At 75.5% G+C, this 16072-nt stretch carries 16 protein-coding genes; 12 read left to right on the top strand and 4 right to left on the bottom strand.

The window, feature by feature from the left end; genetic code table 11:
• The first annotated feature begins 137 nt into the window (after positions 1-137).
• The 8 genes from GXP71_RS06030 to GXP71_RS05995 all read left to right on the top strand — a co-directional run bounded on the left by GXP71_RS06030 (position 138) and on the right by GXP71_RS05995 (position 8912).
• Positions 138-1790 carry a thiamine pyrophosphate-binding protein gene (locus GXP71_RS06030; RefSeq protein ID WP_162351920.1) on the top strand — a complete coding sequence of 551 codons (1653 nt, stop codon included), beginning with the start codon at positions 138-140 and terminating at the stop codon, positions 1788-1790.
• 72 nt (positions 1791-1862) lie between these two features.
• The gene (locus GXP71_RS06025; RefSeq protein ID WP_162351919.1) at positions 1863-3377 is read left to right on the top strand and encodes a fumarylacetoacetate hydrolase family protein; all 1515 of its coding nucleotides are present in this window, start codon (positions 1863-1865) and stop codon (positions 3375-3377) included.
• Positions 3359-4129 carry a GntR family transcriptional regulator gene (locus GXP71_RS06020; protein ID WP_238402654.1) on the top strand — a complete coding sequence of 257 codons (771 nt, stop codon included), beginning with the start codon at positions 3359-3361 and terminating at the stop codon, positions 4127-4129. The genes GXP71_RS06025 and GXP71_RS06020 overlap by 19 nt, the downstream gene beginning before the upstream one ends.
• A gap of 3 nt (positions 4130-4132) precedes the next feature.
• Positions 4133-5701, top strand: coding sequence for an aldehyde dehydrogenase (locus GXP71_RS06015; RefSeq protein WP_162351918.1), 1569 nt, complete (start codon positions 4133-4135; stop codon positions 5699-5701).
• A 39-nt stretch (positions 5702-5740) separates the two neighbouring features.
• On the top strand, positions 5741-6877 hold the full coding sequence (gene hpaD, locus GXP71_RS06010) for a 3,4-dihydroxyphenylacetate 2,3-dioxygenase (protein WP_238402653.1): 1137 nt from the start codon (positions 5741-5743) through the stop codon (positions 6875-6877).
• A 79-nt stretch (positions 6878-6956) separates the two neighbouring features.
• Entirely contained in the window at positions 6957-7742 is a 786-nt protein-coding gene (locus GXP71_RS06005; protein WP_162351917.1) for a fumarylacetoacetate hydrolase family protein, read from the top strand.
• Positions 7727-8521 (top strand): HpcH/HpaI aldolase/citrate lyase family protein, encoded by a 795-nt coding sequence (locus GXP71_RS06000; RefSeq protein WP_162351916.1) that lies wholly within the window; start codon positions 7727-7729, stop codon positions 8519-8521. The genes GXP71_RS06005 and GXP71_RS06000 overlap by 16 nt, the downstream gene beginning before the upstream one ends.
• A 115-nt stretch (positions 8522-8636) precedes the next feature.
• A complete protein-coding gene (locus GXP71_RS05995; protein ID WP_162351915.1) occupies positions 8637-8912 on the top strand; it encodes a hypothetical protein in 276 nt (91 codons plus the stop codon).
• Positions 8913-8964: 52 nt separating this feature from the next.
• Here GXP71_RS05995 and GXP71_RS05990 read toward each other — a convergent pair whose 3' ends face one another.
• Positions 8965-9117: a hypothetical protein gene (locus tag GXP71_RS05990; protein ID WP_162351914.1), complete on the bottom strand. Its 153-nt coding sequence runs from the start codon at positions 9115-9117 to the stop codon at positions 8965-8967.
• Between the two features lie 181 nt (positions 9118-9298).
• Here GXP71_RS05990 and gtfA point away from each other — a divergent pair, with 181 nt between their 5' ends.
• The 3 genes from gtfA (at position 9299) to GXP71_RS05975 (ending at position 12210) form a co-directional block, all read left to right on the top strand.
• A complete protein-coding gene (gene gtfA / locus GXP71_RS05985; RefSeq protein ID WP_202924333.1) occupies positions 9299-10804 on the top strand; it encodes a sucrose phosphorylase in 1506 nt (501 codons plus the stop codon).
• An 88-nt stretch (positions 10805-10892) separates the two neighbouring features.
• On the top strand, positions 10893-11192 hold the full coding sequence (locus tag GXP71_RS05980) for a hypothetical protein (protein ID WP_238402652.1): 300 nt from the start codon (positions 10893-10895) through the stop codon (positions 11190-11192).
• A 142-nt stretch (positions 11193-11334) separates the two neighbouring features.
• Positions 11335-12210 (top strand): universal stress protein, encoded by an 876-nt coding sequence (locus tag GXP71_RS05975; protein WP_162351913.1) that lies wholly within the window; start codon positions 11335-11337, stop codon positions 12208-12210.
• 167 nt (positions 12211-12377) lie between these two features.
• Here the strand turns inward: GXP71_RS05975 and GXP71_RS05970 are convergent, their stop codons facing one another.
• Both GXP71_RS05970 and GXP71_RS05965 read right to left on the bottom strand, forming a co-directional pair.
• Complete coding sequence (locus tag GXP71_RS05970; protein WP_162351912.1) at positions 12378-12650, bottom strand: dsRBD fold-containing protein; 273 nt, start codon at positions 12648-12650, stop codon at positions 12378-12380.
• A 101-nt stretch (positions 12651-12751) separates the two neighbouring features.
• Complete coding sequence (locus GXP71_RS05965) at positions 12752-14041, bottom strand: VWA domain-containing protein (RefSeq protein ID WP_162351911.1); 1290 nt, start codon at positions 14039-14041, stop codon at positions 12752-12754.
• A gap of 186 nt (positions 14042-14227) precedes the next feature.
• On the opposite strand from GXP71_RS05965, the gene GXP71_RS05960 reads away from it, so the two are divergent.
• Positions 14228-14953 carry a GNAT family N-acetyltransferase gene (locus GXP71_RS05960; RefSeq protein WP_238402651.1) on the top strand — a complete coding sequence of 242 codons (726 nt, stop codon included), beginning with the start codon at positions 14228-14230 and terminating at the stop codon, positions 14951-14953.
• Between the two features lie 46 nt (positions 14954-14999).
• On the opposite strand, the gene GXP71_RS05955 is transcribed toward GXP71_RS05960, so the two are convergent.
• Positions 15000-15944 (bottom strand): DUF808 domain-containing protein, encoded by a 945-nt coding sequence (locus tag GXP71_RS05955; RefSeq protein ID WP_162351909.1) that lies wholly within the window; start codon positions 15942-15944, stop codon positions 15000-15002.
• Positions 15945-16072: the final 128 nt, after the last annotated feature.

Here is a 16072-nt window from a genome sequence, read left to right as displayed (position 1 = left end):
GTCGAGGCGGTGGGAGGCGTCGTGCGCCGGTCGGTCGCGCGGACCTCCCTCGTGCGGATCGTATACGGCGGCGGATAGAGTGCCGAGCGGACGGCCCCACGACGGTGTGGGTCCGGTGCTCGACGAGGAGGTCAGCGATGCCGTCGGTCTCCGCGCACGCCGCGGTCACCCTCGCCGCGCACGTGGACCACGTGTTCGGCGTCATGGGCAACGGCAACGCGCACTTCCTCGACGCGCTCGCGCGGCAGACGTCGGCGACGTTCACGCCGGTGCGGCACGAGTCGGGGGCGGTCGTCGCGGCAGACGCGCACCACCGCGCGTCGGGGCGCCTCGCGGCCGCGACGACGACGTACGGCGCGGGGTTCACGAACACGCTGACGGCCCTGGCCGAGGCGGTGCAGGCGCACGTGCCGCTCGTGCTGGTGGTGGGCGACGAGCCGACGTCGGGGCCGCGCCCGTGGGACGTCGACCAGATCGCGATGGCGTCGGCCGTCGGTGCCCGCACGTACACCGTGGGACGCGCCGACGCGGCGGCGACGACGGCGATCGCGGTCGAGCACGCCCTGACGTACCGCGTCCCGACGGTGCTGGCGATCCCCTACGACGTCGCGACGCTCGACGCGGGTCCGGTCCCCGACGTGCCGGGACCGCGGCTGCCGGGTCCGCTCGCGCCGCGCGGCCCGTTCGCGGAGGCGACGGTGCGGGACGTCGCGGCCGCGCTGGCGTCGGCGCGACGTCCGCTGCTGATGGCGGGGCGGGGCGCGTGGCTCTCGGGTGCGGGCGACGTGCTCGGGAAGATCGCGGACGCGACGGGTGCGCTCACGGTCACGACCGCGCTGGGCCAAGGCGTCTTCCCCCGGCCCGAGTTCGACCTGGGCGTGGCGGGTGGGTTCGGCGCGCGCGGTGCGATGGCGCTCGTGCGGGAGGCGGACGTCGTGGTCGTCGTCGGCGCGTCGCTCAACCAGTTCACGATGCGGTTCGGCGAGCTGTTCGCGCCCGGCACCCGCGTGCTCCAGGTGGACGTCGCGCCCGCGGCGACGCACCCGCACGTCGGGGGGTTCGTCCGGGGCGACGCGGCGACCGTCGCAGCCGCCGTCCTGGACGCGCTGGGCGCGCTGGGCGTGCCGGCGAGCGGGTGGCGCGAGTCGGTCGACGTCGCCGCCGCGCGCGTGCACGAGGCGGGCACCGGTGTCGCGCCCGACGGGCGTCTCGACCCGCGCTCCGCGGCCGCGCGCATCGCGGCGCTCCTGCCCGCCGACCGCGTGGTCGTCTCCGACGGGGGCCACTTCATCGCGTGGGCCAACATGTACTGGCCGGTCGCGTCGCCCGACCGCATGATCATGGTCGGCACCGCGTTCCAGTCGATCGGGCTCGGCTTCCCGAGCGTGGTCGGCGCGGCGCTCGCCCGGCCCGACGCCACGGTCGTCCTCACGTCGGGCGACGGGGGCGGGCTCATGGCGCTGGCCGACCTGGAGTCCGCCGTGCGCGTCGCGGGCGGGCGCGGGATGGCCGTCGTGTGGAACGACGCCGCGTACGGCGCCGAGGTGCACGTCTACGGGCGCAAGGGCCTGGTGCGCGAGCCCATGCTCATCCCCGCGGTCGACTTCGCGGGGCTCGCGACCGCGGTCGGGGCGCACGGCGTGACCGTGCGGACGCTCGACGACCTCGACGCCCTCGCCGACTGGGCCGCGCGGCCCGCCGCGGAGCGCCCGTTCCTGCTGCTCGACCTCGTCGTGTCGCCCGGCGTCGTCGCGCCGTACCAGGAGGAGATCGTGCGGGCGAACAGCTGAGCAGCACGCGTCCGCGAGCGCCGGGTGCCCGCGGACGGACCGGTTCCGTCAGACGGAGGACGCGAGGTGCGGATGTCCGAGCAGGCCGCCGAGCAGGCGACGGGCGGGGACGCGGTGGACCCGAGGTTCGCCGCGCTCCCGGGGCGTCCGGGGAAGGTGGTCGCGGTGCACCTGAGCTACGGGTCGCGTGCGGACCAGCGGGGGCGTCGGCCGGCGCAGCCGTCGTACTTCCTCAAGCCGTCGAGCTCGGTGGCCGCGTCGGGCGGCACGGTCGAGCGGCCGGGGGGGACGGAGCTGCTGGCGTTCGAGGGTGAGGTCGCGCTCGTGATCGGGCGGGCCGCCCGGTGGGTGTCGACGCAGGACGCGTGGGCGCACGTCGGGTGGGTGACCGCGGCGAACGACCTCGGCCTGTACGACCTGCGCGCGGCGGACCGCGGGTCGAACCTGCGGTCGAAGGGCGGTGACGGTTTCACGCCGCTGGGTCCGCGGCTGCTCGACGCCGCGCCGCTGGACCCGGCGGGGCTGCGGGTGCGGACGTGGGTGAACGGCGAGCTCCGGCAGGACGACACGACCGCGGGGCTGCTGTTCCCGCTCGCTCGGCTGGTCGCGGACCTGTCGCAGCACCTCACGCTCGAGCCGGGCGACGTGGTCCTCACCGGCACGCCCGCGGGGTCGTCGGTGCTGCGGCCCGGTGACGTGGTCGAGGTCGAGGTGGACGCGCCCGACGCACCGGGCTCCCCCACGACGGGTCGACTCGTGACGACCGTCGTCGAGGGGACGCACGCGTTCGACGGCGACGTCGGTGCGCTGCCCGCCGTCGACGACCGCCAGCGCGCCGAGGCGTGGGGGTCGCGCGACGCCGCCGGGCTGGAGCCGGAGCCGGGGACGGGTGCGCTGACGCCCGAGCTGCGCGAGAGGCTCGCGCGCGTGCCGGTCGCCGCGCTCAGCGCGCAGCTGCGCAAGCGCGGGCTGGACCGGGTCACCGTCGACGGGGTGCACCCGCTGCACCCGGGGACGCGGCTCGTGGGCACCGCGCGCACGCTGCGGCTGCTGCCGGGCCGTGAGGACCTGTTCGCCCGCCACGGTGGCGGGCAGAACGCGCAGAAGCGCGCGTTCGACGCGGTCGGTCCCGGTGAGGTGCTGGTCATCGAGGCGCGCGGCGAGGCGGACGCGGGCACGCTCGGCGACGTCCTGGCGCTGCGCGCGCACGTGCGCGGGGCCGCGGGGATCGTCACGGACGGTGCGGTGCGGGACCGTGACGCGGTCGCGGCCGTCGGCATCCCGGTCTACGCGGCGGGGGCGCACCCGGCGGTGCTGGGGCGCCTGCACGTGCCGTGGGACGTCGACGTCGCGGTCGCGTGCGGCGGGACGACCGTCGAGCCGGGCGACGTGCTCGTGGGCGACGCGGACGGTGTCGTCGTCATCCCCCCGGCGCTCGTGGCGGAGGTCGTGGACGCGGCGCTCGCGCAGGAGGAGGAGGACGCCTGGGTCGCGGAGCAGGTCGCGGCCGGGCACCCCGTCGACGGGCTGTTCCCGATGGACGCGACGTGGAGAGCGAGGTACGACGCGTGGCGCCGCACCCGGTGAACGCCTCCCCCGACGCACCGGCCCGGACGCCCGCGCCGCGGTCCGGCCCGCCGACGGACCCGCCGGCGGGTGCGGGCAAGTCGGAGCAGGCGTACCGCTGGCTCCGGGAGCGCCTCGCGGGCGAGCGGTACGCGCCGGGGCACCGGCTCGTGCTGGGCACGATCGCGGACGAGCTCGACATGAGCGTCGTGCCGGTGCGTGAGGCGATCCGGCGGCTCGAGGCGGAGGGGCTCGTGACGTTCGAGCGGCACGTCGGTGCGCGGGTGTCCCTGATCGACGACACGCAGTACCGGCACAGCATGGAGACGCTCGCGATGCTCGAGGGCGCCGCGACGGCGCTGGCGGCGCCGCACCTGACGGCGGAGCACGTGGCGCAGGCGCGGCGCGTCAACCGGCGGCTCGTGGAGCAGCTCGACGACTTCGACCCGCGGCTGTTCACGTCGCTCAACCACCGGTTCCACGCGGTGCTGTTCGCGGTGTGCCCGAACCCGCGGCTGCTCGCGCTGGTCGACGCCGAGTGGGCGCGGCTCGGGCACCTGCGGGACTCGACGTTCACGTTCGTGCCGGACCGGGCGCGGGAGTCCGTGCGGGAGCACGAGGCGCTGCTCGACCTGATCGTGTCGGGGGCGTCGCCGGCGGACGTCGAGCGCGCGGCGCGCGCGCACCGGTCCGCGACGCTCGCGGCCTACCTGGCCCGCGAGCACCCCGACGAGGCGCCGGTGCCGACCGGTGCGACATCCCCGGAGAGGTGAGCGATGGCCACCACGGACGAGCGACCAGGCGCACCCGCGGAGCCGCACGTCCCCGCGGACCTGCCGGACCGGGTCCGGCACCACATCGGCGGCGCGGACGTCGACTCGGTCGACGGCGGGACGTTCGACGTGCTCGACCCGGTCTCGCACCGGACGTACCTGCGGGCCGCGCGCGGCACGGCGGCCGACGTCGACCGCGCCGTCACGGCCGCCCGGCGGGCGTTCGAGGAGGGGCCGTGGCCGCGGATGCTCCCCCGCGAGCGCTCGCGCGTCCTGCACCGGGTCGCGGACGTCGTCGAGTCGCGGGACGCGCGGCTGGCGGAGCTCGAGAGCTTCGACTCGGGACTGCCGATCACGCAGGCGCTCGGGCAGGCGCGCCGCGCGGCGGAGAACTTCCGGTTCTTCGCGGACCTGGTGGTCGCGCAGGCGGACGACGCGTTCAAGGTGCCGGGGCGGCAGCTGAACTACGTGAACCGCAAGCCCATCGGTGTCGCGGGGCTCATCACGCCGTGGAACACGCCGTTCATGCTGGAGTCGTGGAAGCTGGGGCCGGCGCTCGCGACGGGGAACACGGTCGTGCTGAAGCCGGCGGAGTTCACGCCGTTGTCGGCGTCGTTGTGGGCGGGGATCTTCGCCGAGGCCGGCCTGCCGACGGGTGTGTTCAACCTGGTGCACGGCATCGGTGAGGAGGCGGGCGACGCGCTCGTGCGGCACCCGGACGTGCCGCTCATCTCGTTCACGGGCGAGAGCCGCACGGGGCAGGTGATCTTCGCGAACGCGGCGCCGCACCTCAAGGGCCTGTCGATGGAGCTCGGGGGCAAGTCCCCGGCCGTCGTGTTCGCCGACGCGGACCTGGAGGCGGCGGTCGACGCGACGATCTTCGGGGTGTTCTCGCTCAACGGGGAGCGGTGCACGGCGGGCAGCCGGATCCTCGTCGAGCGGTCGGTGTACGACGAGTTCGTCGAGCGGTTCGCGGCGCAGGCGGACCGCGTCGTCGTCGGGCCGCCGCACGACCCCGCGACCGAGGTGGGCGCGCTCGTGCACCCGGAGCACTTTGCCAAGGTCATGTCGTACATCGAGATCGGCACGGGCGAGGGGCGGCTGGTCGCGGGTGGTGGGCGGCCCGCCGGGTTCCCCACCGGCAGCTACGTCGCGCCGACCGTGTTCGCCGACGTCCCGCCCGACGCGAGGATCTTCCAGGAGGAGATCTTCGGGCCCGTCGTCGCGATCACACCGTTCGACACCGACGCCGAGGCGCTCGCGCTCGCGAACGGCGTGCGGTACGGGCTCGCGGCGTACGTGTGGACGAACGACCTGCGGCGCGCGCACACGTTCGCGCACGGCGTAGACGCGGGGATGGTCTGGCTCAACAGCAACAACGTGCGGGACCTGCGCACCCCGTTCGGCGGCGTCAAGGCGTCCGGTCTGGGGCACGAGGGCGGGTACCGCTCGATCGACTTCTACACGCACCAGCAGGCCGTGCACGTGACGCTCGGTCCGGTGCACAACCCGACGTTCGGCAAGGTCGCGGCGCACCCGCCGACCGACCTCGACGACCCCGACCCGCGCTGAGCCCGACCCGCGCTGAGCCCACGACGAGAGGCGCATGCCGTGACCGCCACCCCCACGCCACCGGACGCTCCCCCGGCGGGTGCACGCTTCATCCCGACCCCCACGTCGCCGCCTCCGGACGTGCTGCGGTGCGCGTCCCTGGAGCTGGTCGTCACGGACCTCGCGGCGTCGCGGCACTTCTACGTCGACGTCCTCGGGCTCGTCGTGACCGCGGAGGACGCCACGACGCTGCACCTGCGCACGTTCGACGAGTTCCTGCACCACAACCTCGTGCTGCGCCAGGGGCCCGTCGCGGCGGCCGCCGCGTTCACCTACCGGGTGCGTGCACCGCAGGACCTGGACCGGGCCGTCGCGTTCTACGACGAGCTCGGGTGCCGGGTCGAGCGGCGACGCGACGGGTGGACGACGGGTGTCGGCGACTCGGTGCGGGTGCAGGACCCGCTCGGCTTCCCGTACGAGTTCGTGCACGACGTCGCGCACGTCGAGCGGTTGTCCTGGCGGTACGACCTGCAACCACCCGGTCCGCTCGTCCGGATCGACCACTTCAACCAGGTCACCCCCGACGTGCCGCGCGCCGTGCGCTACATGGAGGACCTCGGGTTCCGCGTCACCGAGGACATCCAGGACGCCGACGGGACGACGTACGCCGCGTGGATGCGCCGCAAGCCCACCGTCCACGACACCGCGATGACCGGCGGCGACGGGCCGCGCCTGCACCACGTCGCGTTCGCGACGCACGAGAAGCACGACGTCCTCGCGCTCTGCGACCGGCTCGGCGCGCTGCGGCTGTCCGACCGGATCGAGCGCGGCCCCGGCCGGCACGGTGTCTCCAACGCGTTCTACCTGTACCTGCGCGACCCCGACGGGCACCGTGTCGAGATCTACACGCAGGACTACTGGACGGGCGACCCCGACAACCCCGTCGTCACGTGGGACGTGCACGACAACCAGCGGCGCGACTGGTGGGGCAACCCCGTCGTGCCGTCCTGGTACACCGAGGCGTCCCTCGTGCTCGACCTCGACGGCGAGCCGCAGCCCGTCGTCGCACGCACCGACTCGAGCGAGATGGCCGTCACGATCGGCGCCGACGGGTTCTCGTACACCCGCCCCGACGACGACGCCGACGCGCTGCCCGAGTGGAAGCAGGGCGAGTACAAGCTGGGGCACCAGCTGTGACCCCCGCACGCCGGGCGCCCGGCCGGCCGGGCCACCCGAACCTGACGGGCCACCCGATCCGGCCGCGCCGGAGCGTCCCGTGCTGACGCCCGACGCGATCGCCGACATCGCCGACGAGCTCGCCGCCGCCGAACGCGACCGCACGACCGTGCCCCTCCTCACGGCCCGCCACCCCGGCATGACCGTCGACGACGCCTACGCGGTCCAGGCCGAGTGGCGGCGGCGCGCCCTCGCCGCCGGTCGGCGGCACGTGGGCCGCAAGATCGGGCTCACGTCGAAGGTCATGCAGGCCGCGACCGGCATCGACGAGCCCGACTACGGCGCGATCCTCGCCGACATGGTGCACGAGGACGGTGTCGTCCTCGAGCACGGGCGGTTCTCGAACGTGCGCGTCGAGGTCGAGCTCGCGTTCCTCCTCGCCGAGCCCGTCGACGGGCCCGACGCGACGATCTTCGACGTGCTGCGCGCGACCGAGTACGTCGTCCCCGCGCTCGAGATCCTGTCGTCGCGCATCGCGCTCGAGGGCCGCACGATCGTCGACACCATCAGCGACAACGCCGCGATGGGCGCCATGGTCCACGGCGGCACGCCCGTGCATCCTGACGACGTGGACCTGCGCTGGGTCGCGGCGCTGCTGCACCGCAACGGGACCGTCGAGGAGTCCGGCGTGGCCGGCGCCGTGCTCGGGCACCCCGCCCGCGGCGTCGCGTGGCTCGCGAACAAGCTCGCGCAGCACGGCGAGCGCCTCGACGCGGGCGAGCTCGTCCTCGCCGGCTCGTTCACGCGCCCGACGTGGGTGCACCGGGGCGACACCGTCCTGGCCGACTTCCACGACCTGGGGACGCTCTCGTGCCGCTTCGACTGAACCCGACGTTCCGCGACGCCCTCGCGCGACGCGCCGACCGGCCGCTCGTCGGCCTGTGGGTCTGCACCGGCAGCCCGCTCGTCGCCGAGATCTGCGCCGGGTCCGGCGTCGACTGGGTGCTCGTCGACATGGAGCACGCACCCAACGGGCTCGAGTCGGTCCTCGCGCAGCTCCAGGTGCTCGCCGCGTACCCGGTGACGCCCGTCGTGCGCGTCCCGGCGTCGGACCCCGTGGTGATCAAGCAGGTCCTCGACCTGGGCGCGCAGAACCTGCTCGTGCCCATGGTGTCCTCCGCGGACGAGGCACGCGCCGTCGTCGAGGCCGTCCGCTACCCGCCGCACGGGCGACGCGGCGTCGGCGCCGCGCTCGCGCGCTCCACCCGGTGGAGCCGCGTCGACGGCTACCTCCGGGACGCCGACCGGCACGTGTCGGTCGTCGTCCAGGTCGAGACCGCGCAGGGCGTGGACGCCGCGGCCGAGATCGCGGCGGTCGACGGCGTCGACGGGGTGTTCGTCGGCCCGTCCGACCTCGCCGCCTCCCTGGGGCTGCTCGGGCAGCAGGACCACCCCGACGTCGTCGCGGCCGTCCACCGCACGTTCGACGCGGTCCGCGCGGCCGGCACACCCGTCGGCGTCAACGCGTTCGACCCGACCCTCGCCGACGCGTACGTGCAGGCCGGGGCGTCGTTCGTGGCCGTCGGCGCCGACGTCGTCCTGCTCGCCCGCGGCACCGAGCACCTGGCCGCGCGGTTCGCGCCCGACCGACCGCCGGACGCCTGACCGACCGACAGGCGGACGACCCGTCGCAAGCGCTCGCCTTACCGCGCCGGGTGCCCCACCATCGACCTAGCGCCGGACCAGCGGCGGCCCGCCGAGAACAGGTGCAGGTCCCACCATGACGTACCCGACCCCCGAGCTGGTCGCCTCCGGCGTCCCCTACACGGTCCGCACGGTGAACGACCGGTCCCCGTCGAGCATGAGCGACTTCGACGGCGTGGTAGCGGTCGCCATCGAGGGCGTCACCGGCGCGCACGTCATCCACGGCACCAGCGCTCACGCCGACGGCACCGTCCGGCTCTACGAGAAGGGCGACGACGGCGTGGGCAAGGACATCCGCACCTGGGACATCCACCCCGGCACGCCCGCCGGATTCACCGCGACCACACGCTGACCCGCACGCTCACCCGCGCGACCGCGGCCGCGGCCGGCGCGCCGGTCCGGCCTCAGGCGTCCGACGCGCGCGACGCCTCCTGCGCGGCGACCGTCCGACGGCGGTGCGGCGGCCGCTGCACGCGGTCCGCCGTCCGGCACGGCTCCCCGGGCGCGGCCCCGCATCGGGGGCAGGTCACGGCCTCGTCCTGGACCACGTCGCTCATGCCGGGCAGTGTCCGTCGCCCAGCGACCGACACGCCAGGCCTGCGACACGCCGGGCCTGCGGCACGCACGGCCTCGACGCGCCGGGCGTGCACGCCGGGCGCACCCGCGGGACGCTCGACGCGAGGCCGGTCACGCCGCACCGTCGCCGCGCGGCCGAAGGCCCGGCCACAGGAGGACGCCATGCCGCTGCGCGACCAGGTCCAGCTCATCGCCTACGCCGACCGCCTCGCGGGCGACCTGCCGGGCCTCGCCCGGCTCCTGCGCTCCCCCGAGCTCGCCGACGTGTTCGGCGGCGTGCACGTCCTGCCGTTCTTCACACCCTTCGACGGCGCCGACGCGGGCTTCGACCCCGTCGACCACACCCAGGTCGACCCGCGGCTCGGCACGTGGGACGACGTGCGCGACCTCGCACGCACCCACGACGTCGTCGTCGACCTCATCGTCAACCACGTGTCGGCCGACTCCCCCGCGTTCCGCGACGTCCGCGAGCGCGGTGACGCGTCCCCGCACGCGCCGATGTTCCTCACGATGTCGTCGGTGTTCCCGGGCGGTGCGACGGAGGCCGACCTGACGCGGGTCTACCGCCCGCGGCCGGGACTGCCGTTCACGCCCGTGCGGCTCGGGGACCGGCTGCGGTACGTGTGGACGACGTTCACGCCGCAGCAGGTCGACATCGACGTGCACGCGGACGCGGGCCGCGCGTACCTGTCGTCGATCCTCGACGCGGTCGCCGGGGCGGGTGTGCGCCTGGTGCGGCTGGACGCCGTGGGGTACGCGGTCAAGACGCCGGGGACGACGTGCTTCATGACGCCCGAGACGTTCGCGTTCATCGAGGAGTTCACGGCGCAGGCGCGCGAGCGCGGCGTGGACGTGCTGGTCGAGGTGCACGCGTACTACGAGCGGCAGGTGCAGATCGGGCGGTCGGTGGACCTGGTGTACGACTTCGCGCTGCCGCCGCTGGTGCTGCACGCGCTGTTCACCGGCGACGGGTCGGCGCTGGTGCGGTGGCTGGGGATGCGGCCGGCGAACGCGGTGACCGTGCTGGACACGCACGACGGGATCGGGGTGATCGACGTCGGGCGGGACCAGACGGTCGAGCCGGGCGAGCCCGAGCGGCCGGGTCTGCTGACGCCGGCGCAGGTCGACGAGCTCGTGGAGGGGATCCATGCGCGCACGGGTGGCGCGTCGGCGCGGGCCACGGGCGCGGCGGCGTCGAACCTCGACCTGTACCAGGTGAACTCGACGTTCTACGACGCGCTGGGGCGTGACGACCGGCGGTACCTGGCGGCGCGTGCGGTGCAGCTGTTCACGCCGGGGATCCCGCAGGTGTACTACGTGGGTGCCCTGGCGGGCGGCAACGACGTGGACCTGCTGGAGCGCACGGGCGTCGGGCGCGACGTGAACCGGCACCGCTACACGCCCGACGACGTCGCGGCCGCGCTCGCCCGCCCGGTGGTGCGGGCGCTGCTCGCGCTGTGCCGGTTCCGCAACGCCCACCCGGCGTTCCGCGGCGGGGTCGAGGTCGCCCTGGACGGGTCGTGGTTGTCGCTGACCCGGCGCGCGGGCGCCGCGGTGGCGTCGCTCGACGTGGACCTCGCCACGGGCGCGGCGCACGTGACGTGGACGGGCTCCGACGGTGCGGCGGGCACGTGCGACGACCTGCTCGCCCTGCCCGACGCGTGGTGACGGCCGCGGGGCGGGTCGACGGGGACCGTCGCCCCTCGTCACCCGCGGGTCGGCGCGGTGCGCTGGAAGCAGGAGGGCGGTGGCGACCATGACGACGCACGGGAGCGTCGACCGGCACGACGCGCACGAGGTGGCGGGCACGCACGACGCTCGGTCGATCGTCGCGCCGCACGACGCGCTCGTCGCCGCGCGGCACGCGCAGGAGCGGCTGTGCGCCGCGCTCCGCGGGCGGCCCGGCGTGTGCGGTGTCGGCCTGGCGCGTCGGGGCGACGGGTACGCGCTGCGCGTCAACGTCGTGCACCCCGGCGTCCGGGTGCCCGCGGTGGTCGAGGGTGTGCCGGTGGAGGTCCGCACCACGGGCCGTCTCACGGCGCACCCCGCCCGCTGAAGCCCTCGGGACCCCGCGGTCCACCACATCCGGGACCGAGGTCCCGGGTCGCGGGGGTCCGTACGGCGGAGGCTGGAAGGGACGCGGCGCCGAGGCCGACGCACAGCCGGCCCCCGCCGCCGCCGGAGCGGAGGAGGCAGCGATGCGTGCCGACGGACCGGTGGTCGTCGCCCTGGACGGCTCACCGCACAGCGCACTGACCCTCGACTGGGCGGTCCACGAGGCCGAGCGGCGGCACGCCGCGCTCCTGCTGGTGCGCGTGCTCGACGACTCCTGGCAGACGATGGCGTGGAGCTGGTACCCGGTCGTCGACACCGCCGACCTCGGCACCGAGGTCAAGGAGTACCTCGACGCGCAGGCGCGCCAGGTGGAGGAGCGCCACCCCGACCTGACGGTCGAGGTGCGCGCGCTGCACGGACGCGTCGTGCCGTGCCTGCGCGACGTCAGCGCCGACGCCGCGCTGCTCGTCGTCGGCGCACGCGTGCGGACCGGCAGCGCGCGCACCGGGTCGACCGGTGTGCACGTCGCGGCGCACGCCCGGTGCCCGGTCGCGGTCGTCCGCTCCGACCCCCGCCGCCCGACGGCGGTCGACGCGGCGGTCGTCGTCGGGGTCGACGGGTCGTCCGCGTCGCTCGTCGCGGCCCGGCTCGCCGCGCGCGAGGCCACGCTGCTCGGGCGGCCGCTGCGGGTCGTGCACGCCCGGCCGACGATCCCCGACCCGTTCGGGCGCGGCAGCCTCCCGCCCGTCGCGACCGACGACGAGGAGCACCCGACGCACCGCGCCGCGACGTCCGTGACGGACGCGCTGCGCGCGGAGAACGACGGGCTGGCGGTGGAGCTCGCGCTCGTCGACGACGACCCGGCCGACGCGCTCGTGCACCTCGGCACGGGCGCGGCGCTGCTCGTCGTCGGGTCGCGCGGGCTCGGGAGCTTCCGCGGGATGCTGCTCGGCTCCGTCAGCAGCGCGGTGCTGCGCGACGCGACGGTGCCGGTGGTCGTCGTGCACGACGACGGCTGACGGACCATCTCGCTGACGGACGATCACGGGGTGGCCGGCGCCGGTGAGCCGCAGGTGGCCGGCCGCTCCCCGCGGCGTCGGTCGGTCCGTGGACGATCGCCACGGACCGGCGGGCGCCGGCACACGAGGACCCGGGGTCACGAGCCCCGGGTCCCCGTGCACGCGGGTCAGCAGGCCGCCGGCAGATCCTCGCGCTCGAGCCCGGACCGCTCGCCGGCCTCGAGGGCGAGCCGGCGCGCGAGGTCGCGCAGCGCACCGGCGACCGCGAGCGCGTGCCGCGCGGTGGTGTCGTCCGTCTCCCCCGGAACGCGCGCGCGGCCGTAGCCGTCGAGCGTCGTGCCGTCGGGAGTCGCGAGCACGGCGTGGGCCTGCGTGAGGGGGCCGCGCGCGGCGTCGGTGGTCTCGACCAGGTAGACCGTCACGTCCCAGGGGTGCGACATGGTCCGCTCCTCTCCGTCGGCGGGGCGCCGCCGGGTGCTGCCTGGCGACGGTTCCATCGTCCCTCGACCGCGGGCGCGGCCGGTGGTCCGGAGGTCCCGGGTCAGCGGCCCGCCGTCACGCGTGCGGGGTGGCCGGCCGGGTAGTAGGCGCGGACCCAGTCGGGGAACTCGTGCACGAGCCGGTCGTAGAGCGCGGAGTCGGGTACGGCGTCGATGTCGTCGAGGGCGAAGAATCCGGTGTTGTCGACGGTGCGGCCCTGCAGGTCGTCGAGCCGGGCGAGGATGCCGTAGTTCGAGCGGCCGAGGCCGATGAACTGCCAGAACACCGGTGACGGGACGGCGGCGCGGATCGCGGCCTCGGTGCCGCGGTTGTCGGTCACGCCGCCGTCGTGGAAGAACAGCACGAGCGTCGGCACGTCGGCGGGCTGCGTGGCGACGTAGCGCAGGACCTCGTCGATGACGGCACGCTCGTTGTTGACGCCGCCGGCCTCGGCGGGCCGCCGGCTGGTCCAGCGCTCGAGCCACTGCGGGAGGTCGCCGACCTGCAGGTCGTCGACGCGCACGCCGCGTGCGCCCATGAGGAACATCTGCATCTCGGCGTCGTCGTCGAGCGCGGCGGCGACGGGCATGATCCGCTCGACGGCCCGCGTGAAGACGCCGCGCCGGTAGAGCCCGGCGGTCGAGCCGGAGACGTCGAGCACGCCGATGACGCGCGCGCGCAGGCCGGCCGCGCCCTTCTTCTCGAGGGAGACGGTGACGAGCTTCTTGCGCAGGTCGAGCGTCTCGCGCATCGGCGCCGGGAGCTTCTCCGCGCCCTTGGTGAGCGACACGGCCGGCTCGGGCGCGGGTGCGGGGGTGGCGACGGGCGGAGGCGGGGCCGTGGGGGCCGTGGGGGCCGTCGGCGTCGCGGGCTCGTCGGCGACGTCGACGCCGAAGTCCCGGGCGAGCCCCGCGAGCCCGTCGGCGTAGCCCTGCCCGACGGCTCGCACCTTCCACGCACCGCCGCGCAGGTACACCTCGCACAGCACGAGCGCGGTCTCGGTCGAGAGCCCCTCGGGGGCGTACCGCGCGGCGAACGGGCCGGACGTGAGCGTGACGGCCACGCCGCCGACCGTGGCGAACGTCTGCCCGTCGGTCGCGGGCGACGCCACGAGCACGACGCGCTCGGCACCGGGCCGCAGGGACCCGAGCGTCAGGTCGAGCGTGCTGCCCGTCAGGCGGGCACCGGGTGCGGTGGTTTGGTTGAAGAAGACCATGTCGGCGTCGCCGCTGACCGTGCCGGACGCGCCGAGCACGAGGGCGGTGAGGTCGACGGCGCCGGTGACCTCGACCCGGACGGTCGTGTCGGGCAGCGGCGCGTTCTGGCCGGCGGACAGCGGGGTGACGGACATGGGGTCCTCTCGGTCGTCGACGACGGTGCGCTGCCGCACCAGCGGGGCACGACCGAGGGTAGGGGTCGCGGGCGGTCTCACTGCGCGGGACGGGCTGGATTGTCGAGGACGATGCCGGTGTTCGGGCGTACGGTCCTGCGCGCCCCGTCCGAGCGCGCGCCCGGGCCACGACGAAGGGACACATCCGTGACGGTCGAGTCGACGACTCCCCCGCTCGCCGACGAGCACGTGCTCGACAACGCCGCCTGGCACTCGCTGGTCGGTCGGCACGCCGACCTGTCGGAGGGCAACGAGCTCGCGCGCCGCTTCCTGCCGGACGTGTCGATCTTCGCGGGCGTGCGGTCGTGGGCGCACCCGGACGTGTGGGACGCGGTGCTCGACCTGGTCGGGCCCGGCGCGCTGTTCCCGTTCTCCGGGCCCGAGGCCACGCTGCCCGCGGGCTGGGAGGTCGCGAGCCGTGGCGAGGGCGTGCAGCTCGTCGAGAGCGACCGGCTCGAGACGCGGCCCGACGACGAGGCCGTCGTGCTCGACGCGCGCGACGTCCCGGAGATGCTCGACCTCGTCGCGCGCACGCAGCCGGGCCCGTTCGCACCCCGCACGCACGAGCTCGGCCGCTACGTCGGGATCCGCCGCGAGGGCCGGCTGGTCGCCCTGGCCGGCGAACGGCTGCAGCCGGCCGGGTGGACCGAGATCAGCGCGGTGTGCACCGACCCCGCGTATCGCGGTCAGGGTCTCGCGACGCGGCTCGTGCTCGACGTCGCGCACCACGTGCGGGCGCGCGGTGAGCGGGCCCTGCTGCACGCCGCGGCGACCAACACCGGTGCGATCCGGATCTACGAGCGCCTCGGCTTCCAGCTGCGGCGTCGCACCGCGTTCGGCGCGCTGCGCACCCCGGGGGCCGGCGCGGGCTGACCCGGTCCGGTGCCCGGCCCGCGGCGCGCGCCGCGGCGCACGCCGGTCAGTGCGCGGCGGCCGACCGCCGGCGCGGGACGAGGTGCAGGACGGCGACGATCACCGCGCCGACGACCAGGCCCACGAGCGCCGACCCGAGGGTGTCGACGAGCCACGCGAGCACACCGCCGACGCCCGGCACGTGGTGCACGGCCTCCTCGAGGTGGTGCAGCACGTCGATCGGCCCGTGCCACCCGAGGGTGTCGACGCCCGACAGCAGGATGTGCCCGCCGACCCACAGCATCGCCACGATGCCGACCGTCGACAGCACCGACAGCACCTTCGGCATCGCCCGGACCAGGACACGGCCCGTGGCCGCCGCCGCCCGGTTCTCGCGGCCCGCGAGGTGCAGCCCGATGTCGTCCATCTTCACGATGAGCGCGACGACGCCGTACACGAGGGCCGTGATGGCGAGAGCGACGACCGCGAGGATGAGCGCGCGCGACAGCAGCGGCTCGTCGGCGACCTCGTTGAGGGCGATGACCATGATCTCGGCGGACAGGATGAAGTCCGTGCGGATCGCGCCGCCGACCATCGTCTTCTCGGTGTCGGCGCCCTGCGCCGCGGCGGGCGCGCTCGTGTGCTCCTTCGCGTGCCCGCTGACGAGCTCCCAGATCTTCTCCGCGCCCTCGTACGACAGGTAGGCGCCGCCGACCATGAGGATCGGCGTCAGCAGCCACGGCAGGAACTGGCTCAGCAGCAGCGCCGCCGGGAGGATGAACAGCAGCTTGTTGCGCAGCGAGCCGACCGCGATGCGGCGGATGATCGGCAGCTCACGGTCGGGCGTGAACCCGTGCACGTAGCGCGGCGTGACGGCGGTGTCGTCGATCACGACGCCCGCGGCCTTCGCGCTCGCCCGGCCCGCGGCCGCGCCCACGTCGTCGACCGACGCCGCCGCGAGCTTCGCGAGCGCCGCGATGTCGTCCAGGAGGGCCGCGAGACCGCCTGCCATCACCATCTCCTTCACCGGCCCGCAAGCCGTCCGTGGTGGCGCCGCGTTCGGTCGCCTCGCGCAAGGCTAGGGCGCGGCGGGCCCGTCGGCGCGTCACGTCCGCCCGCCCGGCCCGACCGGGTGGGCCG

The organism is Cellulomonas sp. H30R-01 (assembly GCF_010119915.1).
GTDB classification, from domain to species: domain Bacteria; phylum Actinomycetota; class Actinomycetes; order Actinomycetales; family Cellulomonadaceae; genus Cellulomonas; species Cellulomonas algicola.
This window is presented reverse-complemented; position numbering and strand designations above follow the sequence as displayed.

Bases quoted from the DNA above. Each gene is read 5' to 3' on its own strand.
- GXP71_RS06030 (WP_162351920.1), top strand. From the start codon at position 138: ATGCCGTCGGTCTCCGCGCACGCCGCGGTCACCCTCGCCGCGCACGTG.
- GXP71_RS06025 (WP_162351919.1), top strand. From the start codon at position 1,863: ATGTCCGAGCAGGCCGCCGAGCAGGCGACGGGCGGGGACGCGGTGGAC.
- GXP71_RS06015 (WP_162351918.1), top strand. From the start codon at position 4,133: ATGGCCACCACGGACGAGCGACCAGGCGCACCCGCGGAGCCGCACGTC.
- GXP71_RS05995 (WP_162351915.1), top strand. From the start codon at position 8,637: ATGACGTACCCGACCCCCGAGCTGGTCGCCTCCGGCGTCCCCTACACG.
- GXP71_RS05990 (WP_162351914.1), bottom strand. From the start codon at position 9,117: ATGAGCGACGTGGTCCAGGACGAGGCCGTGACCTGCCCCCGATGCGGG.
- gtfA (WP_202924333.1), top strand. From the start codon at position 9,299: ATGCCGCTGCGCGACCAGGTCCAGCTCATCGCCTACGCCGACCGCCTC.
- GXP71_RS05980 (WP_238402652.1), top strand. From the start codon at position 10,893: ATGACGACGCACGGGAGCGTCGACCGGCACGACGCGCACGAGGTGGCG.
- GXP71_RS05975 (WP_162351913.1), top strand. From the start codon at position 11,335: ATGCGTGCCGACGGACCGGTGGTCGTCGCCCTGGACGGCTCACCGCAC.
- GXP71_RS05970 (WP_162351912.1), bottom strand. From the start codon at position 12,650: ATGTCGCACCCCTGGGACGTGACGGTCTACCTGGTCGAGACCACCGAC.
- GXP71_RS05965 (WP_162351911.1), bottom strand. From the start codon at position 14,041: ATGTCCGTCACCCCGCTGTCCGCCGGCCAGAACGCGCCGCTGCCCGAC.
- GXP71_RS05955 (WP_162351909.1), bottom strand. From the start codon at position 15,944: ATGGCAGGCGGTCTCGCGGCCCTCCTGGACGACATCGCGGCGCTCGCG.